This window comes from Methylohalobius crimeensis 10Ki, from assembly GCF_000421465.1.
GTDB lineage: Bacteria > Pseudomonadota > Gammaproteobacteria > Methylococcales > Methylothermaceae > Methylohalobius > Methylohalobius crimeensis.
This window is the reverse complement of the sequence record NZ_ATXB01000001.1, coordinates 2,740,567-2,752,995: the sequence shown is the minus strand read 5'-3', so window position 1 is coordinate 2,752,995 and position 12,429 is coordinate 2,740,567. Positions and strand designations below refer to the sequence as shown.

At 51.9% G+C, this 12,429-nt stretch carries 15 protein-coding genes and 1 pseudogene; 4 read left to right on the top strand and 12 right to left on the bottom strand.

Annotation, left to right across the window (positions count from 1 at the left end; genetic code table 11):
- Window positions 1–597: pseudogene (locus H035_RS22005) on the top strand (transposase); the annotation flags it as partial.
- 28 nt (window positions 598–625) lie between these two features.
- Here H035_RS22005 and H035_RS21460 read toward each other — a convergent pair.
- From H035_RS21460 to H035_RS22505, 4 genes are all read right to left on the bottom strand, one after another.
- Entirely contained in the window at window positions 626–1,327 is a 702-nt protein-coding gene (locus H035_RS21460) for a ParB N-terminal domain-containing protein (protein ID WP_200861551.1), read from the bottom strand.
- 127 nt (window positions 1,328–1,454) lie between these two features.
- On the bottom strand, window positions 1,455–2,357 hold the full coding sequence (locus tag H035_RS0113520; protein WP_022949502.1) for a hypothetical protein: 903 nt from the start codon (window positions 2,355–2,357) through the stop codon (window positions 1,455–1,457).
- A gap of 60 nt (window positions 2,358–2,417) precedes the next feature.
- Window positions 2,418–2,840 carry a CBS domain-containing protein gene (locus tag H035_RS0113515; RefSeq protein WP_022949501.1) on the bottom strand — a complete coding sequence of 141 codons (423 nt, stop codon included), beginning with the start codon at window positions 2,838–2,840 and terminating at the stop codon, window positions 2,418–2,420.
- A gap of 66 nt (window positions 2,841–2,906) precedes the next feature.
- A complete protein-coding gene (locus tag H035_RS22505; RefSeq protein ID WP_084684923.1) occupies window positions 2,907–3,119 on the bottom strand; it encodes a GDCCVxC domain-containing (seleno)protein in 213 nt (70 codons plus the stop codon).
- A gap of 273 nt (window positions 3,120–3,392) precedes the next feature.
- Between H035_RS22505 and smbP the strand changes: the two genes are divergently transcribed.
- Both smbP and H035_RS0113505 read left to right on the top strand, forming a co-directional pair.
- A complete protein-coding gene (smbP, locus tag H035_RS20915) occupies window positions 3,393–4,298 on the top strand; it encodes a small metal-binding protein SmbP (protein ID WP_022949500.1) in 906 nt (301 codons plus the stop codon).
- Window positions 4,299–4,438: 140 nt separating this feature from the next.
- On the top strand, window positions 4,439–5,098 hold the full coding sequence (locus tag H035_RS0113505; RefSeq protein WP_022949499.1) for a peroxiredoxin: 660 nt from the start codon (window positions 4,439–4,441) through the stop codon (window positions 5,096–5,098).
- A gap of 511 nt (window positions 5,099–5,609) precedes the next feature.
- Here H035_RS0113505 and H035_RS0113495 read toward each other — a convergent pair.
- Together H035_RS0113495 and H035_RS0113490 are read right to left on the bottom strand one after the other, a co-directional pair.
- The gene (locus tag H035_RS0113495; RefSeq protein ID WP_022949497.1) at window positions 5,610–6,755 is read right to left on the bottom strand and encodes an EAL domain-containing response regulator; all 1,146 of its coding nucleotides are present in this window, start codon (window positions 6,753–6,755) and stop codon (window positions 5,610–5,612) included.
- A gap of 52 nt (window positions 6,756–6,807) precedes the next feature.
- The gene (locus tag H035_RS0113490) at window positions 6,808–7,179 is read right to left on the bottom strand and encodes a hypothetical protein (RefSeq protein ID WP_022949496.1); all 372 of its coding nucleotides are present in this window, start codon (window positions 7,177–7,179) and stop codon (window positions 6,808–6,810) included.
- Between the two features lie 377 nt (window positions 7,180–7,556).
- Between H035_RS0113490 and H035_RS20910 the strand changes: the two genes are divergently transcribed.
- Window positions 7,557–8,012, top strand: a complete 456-nt coding sequence (locus H035_RS20910) for an Hsp20/alpha crystallin family protein (RefSeq protein WP_022949495.1) — start codon at window positions 7,557–7,559, stop codon at window positions 8,010–8,012.
- Here the strand turns inward: H035_RS20910 and H035_RS22240 are convergent.
- The 6 genes from H035_RS22240 to gvpN all read right to left on the bottom strand — a co-directional run bounded on the left by H035_RS22240 (window position 8,009) and on the right by gvpN (window position 12,395).
- Window positions 8,009–9,010: a gas vesicle protein gene (locus tag H035_RS22240; RefSeq protein WP_051149790.1), complete on the bottom strand. Its 1,002-nt coding sequence runs from the start codon at window positions 9,008–9,010 to the stop codon at window positions 8,009–8,011. The genes H035_RS20910 and H035_RS22240 overlap by 4 nt on opposite strands.
- 10 nt (window positions 9,011–9,020) lie before the next feature.
- Entirely contained in the window at window positions 9,021–9,368 is a 348-nt protein-coding gene (locus H035_RS0113475) for a gas vesicle protein K (protein WP_022949494.1), read from the bottom strand.
- Complete coding sequence (locus H035_RS0113470) at window positions 9,365–9,589, bottom strand: gas vesicle protein (protein ID WP_022949493.1); 225 nt, start codon at window positions 9,587–9,589, stop codon at window positions 9,365–9,367. Before H035_RS0113470 ends, H035_RS0113475 begins: the two co-directional genes overlap by 4 nt.
- Window positions 9,579–9,842, bottom strand: coding sequence for a gas vesicle protein GvpG (locus H035_RS0113465; protein ID WP_022949492.1), 264 nt, complete (start codon window positions 9,840–9,842; stop codon window positions 9,579–9,581). The genes H035_RS0113470 and H035_RS0113465 overlap by 11 nt, the downstream gene beginning before the upstream one ends.
- Before the next feature lie 2 nt (window positions 9,843–9,844).
- Window positions 9,845–10,615 (bottom strand): GvpL/GvpF family gas vesicle protein, encoded by a 771-nt coding sequence (locus H035_RS0113460; protein WP_022949491.1) that lies wholly within the window; start codon window positions 10,613–10,615, stop codon window positions 9,845–9,847.
- A 655-nt stretch (window positions 10,616–11,270) separates the two neighbouring features.
- Entirely contained in the window at window positions 11,271–12,395 is a 1,125-nt protein-coding gene (gene gvpN / locus H035_RS19760; protein ID WP_084684920.1) for a gas vesicle protein GvpN, read from the bottom strand.
- Window positions 12,396–12,429: the final 34 nt, after the last annotated feature.

The following is a 12,429-nucleotide window of genomic DNA, read 5'->3' as shown; positions in this document are numbered from 1 at the left end:
ACGCCGGCTTGGCGATGGAGCGGCGCTGGTTACCGCCCGCTGAAGTGGTGCGTGGATGCCGGCCAGGTGCGTTATTACCACACTGTTTATCTCTGGAAGGTGCATGAAGCGGTGAACGTGGCCGTGGGTTGGGAAAAAGGCGCCAAGGAACCCTGGCTGATCCTGAGCGATGAATGGACCGATGAAACGACCCTCGCCGATTACGGCAAGCGTTTTGCCATCGAGGAAGGGTTTCTGGACCATAAATCCAATGGGTTTCAATGGGCGTCTTCCCGGCTTCGGCAAGCCGAGGTCTTGGATCGGCTGTGCTTTGTGATGGCGGTGGCCACCTGGATCGTGACCTGTCAGGGGACGGCAGTGGTAGCCGAGGGGCAGCGTAGAACCGTCGATCCGCATTGGTGTCGGGGCTTGAGCTATGCCCGTATCGGCTGGAACTGGATCCACCATGCCCTGGCTTGCGGGAAGGCGCTTATCGATCGGTTGTGGTTGCCTTCCGCCGACGACCCCGCTCCCGTGCCTACGGCCTCGGATCGTTCGCGCTGGATGGAGGAATTACCTTGGCAATATACCTTTTGTATCCCTGACTCCACTACATGACTGATTTTGCATGGAAAAATGAGTTTTGTCAGGCAGTCAGCTCTATACCTAGAAATTTTCTTCCTGTTTGCGATTCTATAAAACGCTCTAAAGTTGTTAATGGAAATTTTGGGTTCTCCACTGCTTTACGAGTCTCTGCATCCAAATTGAGCGACAATGCAATACGGTGAAGTTTTTCTGAATTTAGAAAACTTCGAATCTGAGCTAATGAAACACCTACTTTATCAGAAATTTCTACTGAAGTAAGACCCTCCTCAGCCAATTCATGATAAAACTTTGCTTGTTGAAGTGATGACCATCTTCGCTTGGAATCACCGGTGTGTAATGCAGCGATTATTGGTGCTGCCGATAGTCTGTTTTGAACAATCAAAACATCGATCACTCCTAATGCTGCTAGGTCTGCTTTGGAAGATAATTTCCTAAAAGATCTTACTTGTGAGGGTGTAGGAGCTAATTCTGGGTTTAAAAGTAATTTAATTGCTGCAAGGCGCCGATTTCCCTCAAGAACTATATATCGGCGTCCTGTACTCATTACTATGAGACGTTCGTTTTTAAATAAACCATGCTTTGAAATAGAAGCCGCCAAGCTTTTAATGTCTTCATGGGCAAGCAATTCATGTAAAAGTTGCCGCTGGTTATCCGACCGCCTGTCAGCAGGAATTCGAGTATTTTTAGAATCGAATAAAAAGCTTCCTACTTTAACCTGTGTGGATTTTGCATCTATCGGCAACTTGCTTCTCCTATAATAATAAAATAGGTTCATAATAAATCGGTAAAAAACCGGATCAGACACCATTTTCGCAGAAAACAGAGAAAACAGGGTCAGACACGATAAGAAAAAGGTACACTTCCTTCAATCATTCAATAATTTCCCGCAAAAACACAAGCTTTGGCACCATATTATGTTTCCGGTCGCTTTGAAATATTATGGTCGCGTTCCCTTTGAACTTTCGCTTTTCATAAAGCCTTTCAGGACTGACTCCGGGATCTAATTGCAGCTTTATGCGTTCTTTGCCGATCGCTGGAACCACTACGGCCCAGCCGCGCTTTGTGCTGTCTAGATCGGTAGCGCGCAATTCCATCGAGATTTTTTCGAAATCCTGAACAAATTCTTCATTCTCGGGGTCGGAGACGATATCCGGGATCGCTTTGACCGTTTCAGGAGTAATTCGCAATTCCTCGTTGCCGTTGAAGGTGATGGAAGCCCCAGGGTCATTTTTGGCCGGTTTCACCACCCGGGCCGCGTATTTAGCCAGCTTTGCCTTATTGGCTATTGCACCATCCACGAGTGCCTTGAATTCCTCGGCTGACATTTCCATCATGCCGGCGCCGATATTGATGATGGTGTTATTGTTCGCTTCGATGGTTGCCTGTTGTTCGGGCGTGGCCGACTGCTCCCGGCCGAGATAATAAGCGACGCTGCTTAGGATAAGGACAAGAATGATCGCCGATAGTAGTTGTGGATTGCTCATGATTTTATCCATGCCCATACGCTTGCGTGCATGGCTTATAAATTGATCGAGGTTTTCTTGGCTTCCGAATAGGAATTTGACGACAACATCTTCCCAAATGCTATCAGAACGTAACTCCTTTATAAAAATATCGACCGCTTGGACCTTCGTTCCCGGAAAAAGGGATTCGAGAACTTTTGGCGAATGACGGATCACTTCCTCTAAAGACAAGAGTGATTCGGCCACTTCCTTGATCGGCACCAGCTTCTTGTTGGAATAGTAAATTTGCTGGCTTACGGTCAGCTCCATTAGCGTGCTCTCCTCATATCCCTAAGCCAAAAAAGTGAAAAAGGGGGGGTAGACAAGGCATCACTCGGATTTCGGCGCCGGCCTGACTTTGGTGACCTTCAACAAGTCCCGCCAACTGATGATCCCAAGCGGCTTGTTCTCGTCATTGACGACGGGTATGCAGGAAATCGTGTGCTGGTTGAATATTTCAAGCGCATCCCGGACATCCGCATTCAATGGCAAGGTGATGGGGTCCCTGGTCATGATTTGATGCGCCTTTTTATGCAGGCATGCCCGATCCTTTTCCGTCTCGGCGAGGGTTCCTATCCTCGGACTCAGGACTTTCAACAGATCTCTATCGGAAATCACGCCACGCAAGATGCCCGATTCGACGACCAGCAAATGATGGAAAGGGCTGTTGTCCAGGATGTCCTTCACGATGAGGAGCGGGTCATCCATCTGTACCGTGACGGCGCCATGGGTCATCACTCTTCCCACATCCATTCTTATCCGTAGCCTCCTAAGAAAAGGGGATGTCTCTCATAAACACTTCGCCATTGACGATCCCGTTCATTTGCCACAACAGCGTTGCTGTTTTTGAATTGGCGGGCAGGGCACATCGCCAAACGAGCAAAACACGCAACAATCGCCCTCATTCGGCCGTAGCAGGGCGCCGCAGCCCTTGCAGTCATAAAAGTACTGACAGGCGTCCCGCGGCATTTGCTCTTTCTCGGAATGGCCGCACTTGGGGCAGGTGATGGTTGACTCAAGGATAATTGCCATTGTCGTTGCCTACTCTGAGTGGGTGTCCTTCACAGACCCGGCGGTAGGGCCTCGAACGACGCCCGCTGTTTCTGAAAAGCCTTGATTTATTTTCCAAGTCTAGCCGTTGGATCGGGTTTCGCAAGGCATGGTCTTCTTACCACGAGCTCACTATAGCCGCCTGAAGCTCGTCCCCAGTGACCGTTATAACCAAAATTCGATTTGAAAAAGGACTTTTTTGGCCATTGGGAGGTCCAATTATTTGGCCTTCATAAAAAAACGAGGAGGAGAGCGATGAAGATCCTATCTTTTTTAGCCGTTAGCCTGCTACTTACTTTGAATCTTCCTACATCCAGCCGAGCGGATGTGACCCACACCACGGCGTTGGCGCTTGAACACGCCGGGGCCTCGGTTGCCCATGCCGAGGACGGACAAGTGCCCAACGCACTCGAAGATGCCCAGGAAGCCTTGGAAAATTCCCAGGCTTCGGTGAAAGCGCATGAAGAAGCCCACGAGCACATTTCCAAGGCGATCGAGCATCTCGAGAAAGCGGTCGAAAAAAAGGAAACCGGAAACATCGCCGAGATCAGGGAGCATGTCCACCGGGCTATGGAGCATATTCATTCCGCGCATACGTTCGCCGGCGACATGTTCGCCATGCGGGCCCTCAGTCAGGCGGCAATGGCCTGGGCCCACGGAGAAGATGAAAACGCCCAGCGGATTGCCCGCGACGCATCGGAGGCACTGGAGTACGCGCGTCAATCGGCCAAACTGCACGACAAAATCCACGCGCACATGAGCAAGGTGGTCGAGCATCTGCAAAAGGCGGTGACGGCGCTCCAAGCCAATGACGGCAACGCCGGCCGGGAACATGCCCATCGCGCCCTGGAACATCTGGAGCTGGCTTCCAGCGTCGCCCGTTCTAACGCGGGAACGATGCATTCGATGCTCGCCTTGGAACATACCGGCGCGGCGAAGGCCCATTGGATGGCCGGCAAAATGGACCTTGCCACGAGCCATACGAATGAAGCATTGGAGCACCTCAAAGCCTCCATCAAGGCCCACGAGGATGCCCATGCCCACATGCTCAAAGCCGCCGATCATGTTGAGCTGTCTTTGGAAAAAAAGACAACGGACAAGGAAGCCGCGATGGAACATCTCAGCAATGCGATTCATCATATCGAGACCGCCAACCAATGATCCCTTCAGAAACAGAGGGCAGGGATGCCCTCATCGTTTTCTAGATTTGACAAGAATTTTCCGATTTGAAAACTGTCTTATAAAGGGGACAATACTGTCCCCTATTTAATAAATAGCAGAAAAGGAGAGGAGGTTAGATCATGGCATTGCGCATTAACGATGAAGCACCCAACTTTACTGCGGAAACCACCCACGGACCTATCAATTTCCATGATTACATCAACGATGGGTGGGCGATCTTGTTCTCTCACCCTAAAGATTTCACCCCGGTCTGCACCACGGAATTGGGCTATATGGCCGGCTTGGAAGCTGAATTCGCCAAACGCAACTGTAAAGTCATTGGTCTCAGTGTGGATTCAGTGGAAGATCACCTCAACTGGGAAAAAGACATCGAAGAAACCCAAGGCCACAGAGTCGGCTACCCGATGATCGCCGATACCGATTTGGCCGTGGCCAAGCTGTACAACATGCTGCCGGCGGACGAGTCGGGCACCTCCGAAGGCCGCACCGCCGCCACCAATGCCACAGTGCGCTCGGTTTTCATCATCGGTCCGGATAAGAAAATCAAAATGATGATGACCTACCCCATGACCAGCGGACGGAATTTCGACGAAATTCTGAGGGTACTCGATTCCATTCAACTCACCTCCCGACACAAAGTCGCCACTCCGGTGAACTGGAACAACGGCGACGACGTCATCATTGTCCCGACGGTATCGGACGAAGAGGCCAAGTCCATTTTTCCGGAGGGATTCAAAACCCTCAAGCCGTATTTGCGCTTGGTCAAGCAGCCCGATTAATCCGCCACCGAAGACCGATTGTGGGCTTTTCCGAGCCGGCAGGATTTCCAAACTCGAGGAGGGAGAGCAACTGCTCTCCCTTTTGTTTTTTTAGACTACACTTCAATTTGGGGGAGTTCGCTACTTAAGGGGATAAATTTTCCCGTTAGAAAGGCAAAAATTTTCAGCGCGATATAGCTCCTCCAAAAAAGAAAAAAAATCACCGCCGGCGTATACCGGCGGTTTTTTTTTTGACTCTTGATGACCAAAAATTAACACTAAATAGGCTAAATCCCATGCCAAAAGCCAAAATTCAAATCCGACCGTCGACACAAAACAGCGTGACCAAATTGTGACTTGCTCTTGTCAAATCGTGGGAAATTGTGGCTATTTTTGTCACACTCACGCGGGGCTATCGATTTAAGTTGCTGATTTAAAACAACCTATATTTATCTTTCTGCCTTCGGGAGGCAGAAGTCGCTGGTTCAAATCCAGTCACCCCGACCATTTCCCGCAAAGCCGTCACGGTATTCTAAATTTCCAGGTTGGTAGCGATGCAGCTCGGACTGTTCAGCAGTTCCGACAGGGGCATGGGCTTACCGAGAAGATGTCCTTGAATGTTTTCCACTCCTGTGGACCAGGCGCGATAAAGGTCTTGTTCGGACTCCACGCCTTCCAGCACCGCCCGAGTGCGCAGTTGTTGGCACATGCGCACGGTCAAATCCAAAAGACCGCGCAAATTGCCGCCGTGTTCGAGAAGCATTCGATCGATTTTAATCTCGTTGAAGGGCAGGTGGGCCAGTCGCTCCAGATTGGCGAAGCGGCGTCCGAAATCGTCGATTGAGATCTGGACCCCAAGCATGTGGGTGCGAATGATCGAACAATAGGCCGTGACGTCGTGCTCGACGAGTTCCGACTCGGGGATTTCGAGTACGCAAGCCGAGGGTTTGACGTCCCAGGCATTCAATTGCCGAAGCAACCAATTGGGGAACTCCCGGTGCGCCAGGTCCTGGGTCGTCAGATTGATGCTGAAATGAATGTCATGGCCTGTGGCGGCGAATGAACGCTGAGCATGGGCGCCGGCTTCCAGCATTTTTTGGAGCAACTCCCGGTTGCGGTTGGTTGCGATGAGATAGGGCAAAAAATGCCCCGGTTCGAGGATGCCCCGGCCGGGATGTTCCCAGCGCGCAAGCACCTCGAATCCGGTCAGCCTCAAATCCGGTAAGCGGTATTGGGGCTGGAAGTGGGCAATGATTTGGTCTAGGTGGGGCGAATCGCCGTTGGTCTCTTCGTGCGCATGGCCGGTATTCGGGCAGCGATCGAGCAGTGCCTTCAGGGCGCGAAGGCTCAGGGGCTTGGCCAAAATGCCGATTACCTTGAGTCCCAGGTATTGGCCGTAATGACGAAAGGTTTCCAGCTCGGTATCGCCCCACCCCGAGATGAGAATCACCGGCGGAGGCTCAAAGAGATCGGCGAGCCGTTTCAACACATCCAGGCCATCGCGTTTCTCTCCGTGTAAATCGACGACGAGGGCGTGGTAGCCGGACAACTTTTCGGGAATATCGGGGTGATTGCAGGTGTCGGTTGGTATGCCTTGCCTGCTCAAATGCTCACCGAGTTCCTCGAGCAGTTGCCGGTCGTCGTCAACGACCAAAACCGGTTTATCGATCGTCGTCATCTTCTCTTCCTGGCGCACTGAAAATTCACCCCCCTTTTGGGCGGCTCTATCGTCAAGATTCAGTGGAATTTGCGTAAAAAGGAGAACGAGCCTTGGAAGCGCGACGCGGCAGATTCGCTCTGATTTTGCTCAGTTGTTCCTGGACTCCCATGGCATCGTGCAAAGGAATCGTCCGAAAGACCGGAATTCCAAGGTTTTTCGCTGCCCGTTCCGTTTTATGAGTGCCGGGCTCATCGTTCCCTTCAGTGACGATGACCAACGCATCCACTTGTGTGCCTTGCTTCAGTCGATGGAAAGCGTGGTCATCGTCGACAGCGATAAAGGGGTACATTCCCAGGAGATATGCCGTTTCGATCCATAGATCGATGAAAACAGGGGGTAGTCCAAGTAGGAGCAGGTGCGGATTTGACACAGGTATGTCCATTGGGCGCTCCAAAAACAAGATAAGGGGCATATCTATAGTGGAATGTTATGAGATGACGTGTGTTTTTGTCGACAAATAACGCTTTCAAAATGAGACCGTTATTGGCCCTCTGGGGGGCGGCGGTAATTTTTTCTTTTCTACGTTAAAAATCTGGGTGAAGCCTTGAGAAGAAAGCTTTCAAAAAATTAATGAATCCAATAGCTTCCAAGAATTTTTCCGGGCATTATTGAGGAAAATCCCTAAACGTGGATGTGGTCGTGCTATTAAATGGTATAAAGTAACGATAACAACGGGCCAATATATAAAGGATTGTTTGAGTCCGTATATTGACGTACCGACTACCTGAGATTTTGGATTAACCGCGAAAGGAGTTAACCATGAGAAAAAACAATTCCTCGGATAAAAAGGGCCTAACGGGGCTGGCTGGTTTGATCGAAAAGCTTAACCGGTTGGGAAAAAACAGCGATAGCGATGAAGGTCGGCAAGAGTTGAATGGAAAAAGGGTTCGTACCCCGAAAATCGAACCCCCTATTCCGCCATATGGCAAATTTTATTGGGAGTGGGATCCTCGCTACACGGGAGTACCGGAGTTATTGAACCCGACGGTGGATGTATTCGAGGAAGTGGATCGCATCCTGGTGATAGCGGAGGTGCCCGGAGTGGGGTTGGAGGAGGTGGACGTCGAAATCAATGACAATGCACTCACCTTTGAAGCAGGCCGTTACAAGAGAAGATATCGAAAAGAGTTACTGTTGCCGCGCTTCTATTCCCGTGACCAGATACAAGTGGACTGTAACCACGGGCTGTTGGAAATCAAATGCTTGGATCATTAGCTTTTCGCCGTTTCCACAATCCTCAGCGAGGATCCGATTGGCGAAATGACACGGATGTCTGCGGGAAGGTGTACTTCCACCGAATGCAGCATACCCACAAATAACAATCCACATTCACCCTTCCTTAGTGTTTTATCGATCCGCTCGGCGATGAAGGCGTCGCGTTTGCGGAGAAGTTCAGCGGCTCTGTTTTCTATCTCTTGTAAGTCAACCTGTTCCCCGGTCAAATAACTTTGCTGTAGGCGATATTCTTCCAGTAAGAGTGGTAGCGATTCGGTTCCCATAAGCGTCGCCCCTTTTTGGCATAACGCCAGAAGCAGTTGATGGTTGCGGCTTTCGGTACATGCCAAATCGGATACGATTTGGTGTTCGTCGCCGCATATGGGAAGGCCGTCTTGATAAAGACGGCAACGGGAATAAGGCAGCTTCAAATGTTCGATGACTTCCTCTATTTGGGACCAACCTTGTTCTATGGAGCGGCAATGCTCCTCCCAGCGTGTCTTGCCCCATTTATCGATGATCTGCTTTGCGGCTTTCTCTTCCAATTCTCCTAGTTCGGCCCGGCCATGCAGAATCGGAAAGAGATATAAGGTCCTCTTTCGGCAAGTCGTCCGGGCTGTATTCCCTTTTTCCGATGCCGTCGAGTTCGCGATGGGCGGTTTCGAACCCTCTGTGCCAGCGGGGATCGATACCTTCGATTCCATCTCGCTCAAGCGTTGCTCCAACCCGGTTAGCGTTTCTTCCAGTAGGGAAAGCTCTTGGTCCTGCCCGGACTTGTCAAAGACAGCCGGCCGATTCCACCAATCCAGGCCGATTTCCTTGGCCCTGTCTATGGAGCACACCACCAGGCGCAGTTGAATGGTGAGCAGTTCCACTTGAACCAGATTGATCCGAATATCACCGGCGATGACGACTCCCTTATCCAGTATGCGTTCGAGCAGATCGGCCAGGGTTGCGCTGTCGGTGGCATGTTGCAGGCTGTGGGAACGGTTAGGCATGATTCAGTCCTTATTCGTCAAAGAGATGGCCTAGCGGGCCGAGATCGAGGTTCAAATCCTCCGGGCGTAGATTCAGGAGTTCGCGCAATCGATCGATTTCTCTTGCTTGCTGCATGAGGGTTTGTCCCAACTGTTCGATGCGTTCTTCGCTCAATTCATCCGTCTCCATGCGTCGCAGGGCTTGGCGTTCCAGTAATTCGTGCAACAATTTGATCAGGATCAGCACCAATTGGGCCAAGCCGTTGGCGGTTCTTTCGCCGACCAGTTGAGGCGAGGAAGAATCGTCCGGGGGCCATGCGTGGTCCGATGCCTCGGCGGAATCGGCCGCGGAGAGACTGATTCGCAGGCCGTGATTCATGCCGAGTCCTCCTGTCGCGCGGCGGAACTCAAAACCAGTTGAAATTGTAAGCGGAGTAAATCGATGTCGGCCACCGTAAGAGTCGCATCTCCCGCGACGACCACGCCGGTCGACAGCAGGCGGTCGAGAGCGCCGCACAGAGAACCCTGCTCCAGTCCTTGGCGGACTTGAGCGGATGCTATGGTGTCTGCCGAGGTTGTGGGAATGGTTTTATTCGTCATTGGCTTGTCGGACGTCGATGCCATAGCCTTGTTCCTCCAATTCTTCCATTCGGTCAAGTAAACGTTGCTCCTGGATGTCGAATTCTTCTTCCTCCATTTCACCCTTCTCCAGCTTCTCATAAAGCTGGCTTAGATCAGCGGTGATCGATTGATACTCTTCGTGAAGGGATTCTTCCGCGACCTTGTGGATTTCGCGGAAAATCCACATGATTCCCCGCGCCGGAGACATGATGATGTTGTCGATGAGCAGCATGGTCAAAGCGCGACGTCGATAGTCACGAAATTGTGGGGCGGCCAGGGACCGTTGTAGCGGAATACAACATGATCATCGTCGAACTGCTTGGCCGCTTTGTTGACGGCGCCTTCGAAATCAGCTAATCCGTCCCGAGCGACCAAGCAGGCCATATTGACGACTTCCTTTACTTCTTTGACCGCGTTGCGACGGTTCTCCAAACAAACCGCATCCAAGGTTTGGGTGATGGTTTCGTAGGCTTGATCGCGTGCCTGTTCCAGGATCTCTTCGAAGCGGCGCCCCACTTCCACCATGTCTTCGCGGCGACTGCCGTTTTGCAGCATTTGGTCGCGCAGCATCCGGAGTTCCGGGAATCGGCGGACGTAGTAGTCGAACTCGTTGGATGTCTCGAGGATGACCCGCAACCCCATTTCCACCTTGCCCGAGAGCCGTCGCAAATGATCAAGGAAAGAGCGCTGATGAATATTTAGCATTTGCCGCACTTCGGTAGGGCAGTCGGCGATGATCCCGAACGCCATGGGCAAGAGACTGTCAATCTCCATGAGATGGCGTAGCACTTTGTGATGCGCAGCGATATGGCGACGTTCGGGCCGGATGCGGGTGGCCTGGATGTCGCTGATGATCGCCGTCGTTTCACCTTCGCTCAAGGCATAGATCGGTGCTCCGCTAATGCCGGTGACAGCAGCTTTGCGAAAAGGAGCTGAAGATTTCACCACGGCATACAAATAACAGCCAGAGCGGTGCTGTTTGTTGTTGGTAGCGGCGTGATTCATTTCCGTCAACCCTCCGAAGATGTCGTTGCCGTTCTTTTCCTATTCGACGAACGCCGAGGCTGATTAGATGCCTTACGGGTGTTGGAAGCCGCCGTTTGGGTTGGCTCCACGGTCGGCTCGGTAGAGGATTTCCAACCCTCCATCCGGCGAAGGTTGCCGGCTTCGGTTTTTATTTCCATCAGAGCGCCGCAGACCCAGCAGCGCACCGGCCCGGTATAGTCGTCGTAGGCTTCGTCAAGCTGGAAGTTATGGCCACAAGTGATGCAATTGATTTTCATCCCTCAGTTCCTCTCTATGTCGATGGATCGATAAACTTCATTGCGATCGACGTCGTACTCAATATTTCAAGCGGAGACTCGGCGGGTGTGGTTCCTTGGCGGAACAAGTTCCGGCGGAATTATTTGTTCTTTTCTGGCTTGTGGAGCCACGCCGGTATGCGCTGGCGGTATGGGTTCTCATCCGGCGTAATTGACGTTGCAATGTTTGTTTTTCGGTTTCGATTTCTCGCAAGCGCGCGTTGATTTCGGCAAGGCGTGTTTTTGCGTTTTTCAGTTCTTGCAGGCGCCGGCTTTTTTCCAGCTCCAGGCAAGTCATTCGCATATAAGCTTTGGAAGGGGTGAATTTCCGGGTAGATCGACCGGATAAGGTACGTAGGTTATTCAGCCCTTTGCGCTGGGTGACCATGATATTTCTCTCCTCGGCGTTGCGTGGGATATGACTTGGTAGGTTTACGGATGTTTTCCCCGTGCGTTTCGAGGGTTTGTCGAGGCTGGACGGCGGTCGCAGAGTCGTTGTCCTCGGGAGAGGGCGGAAATTCGAGGAACGCCGTGGCTTCCGTTTCTTCCACCCTTTCGGATGCATAAATCTCCTCAACAAGGGTTGGCAACGTGGTAGCATCGATTCCCGCTATATCACGACATACCCACTGGAACACCGGATCTTCGGCTGAGACTTGGGCTCCGCGATGAACCAGTACTTTGGCGATGGCGATGGCGGCGCGGATGGTGGGGCGGTGACCCTTTTTCCCTCGGATATGACGGATCAAATCGACGATTACTTCCGCATCGCTCGGGCCGATGCCGGATTTTGCGCGGATAATTTGGATTTCGGTTTGACGGTCGGGATGGTTCACGTCGATGGTGACCATGCGATCCATGAGGGCGTCCGGGGTTTTGTGGGCACCGACGTATTCCTCCGGATTGGAAGTGAAAATGGCCCGAAATTGAGGATGGACCTCGATGAAACCGTTGCCGCCGCGCCGCTGTTGATTGGGAAGGTTCAAGATCCTTTCGGCCAAGACGCTGAGCAAGGCATTGTTCGCTTCGGCCTGGGAACGGTTGAATTCATCGTAGATCAGTACGTAACCCTGCTCGCAGGCGGTGGTCAGGCGATGGTTCATCCATAAGGGAGTCATTTGTTCTTCGGTTTTCAAAACCGAATGAACGAAATTGTCCACCACCCGGGACTTTCGGTAACCGGAACCGCGTCCCACCAAGTCGCTGCTGGTGAATTCGTGGTCTCCATGGAGCAGCATCACCGGACGCTGCAATTGGGCCGCCACGTGCAAAGCCAGCGTGGTTTTCCCCGTTCCCGCGGGACCGGCCAGATGCACGGCGCACCCAACCGCAAGGTAAGTAAGTGCCCGTTCGGTCAACTCCTGCACATAGGGGGTATTGACGAACTGTTCGCTCGCTTCGAGTACCACATGTTCGTTTTCAGCGGTTGGTTCCGCTGTATCGTTGGCGGTCTTGAGGCTCGTGTCGTGTCTAAACGTATTCATATCAATTCTTAGCAACGTGTTGAATGGAATCAGC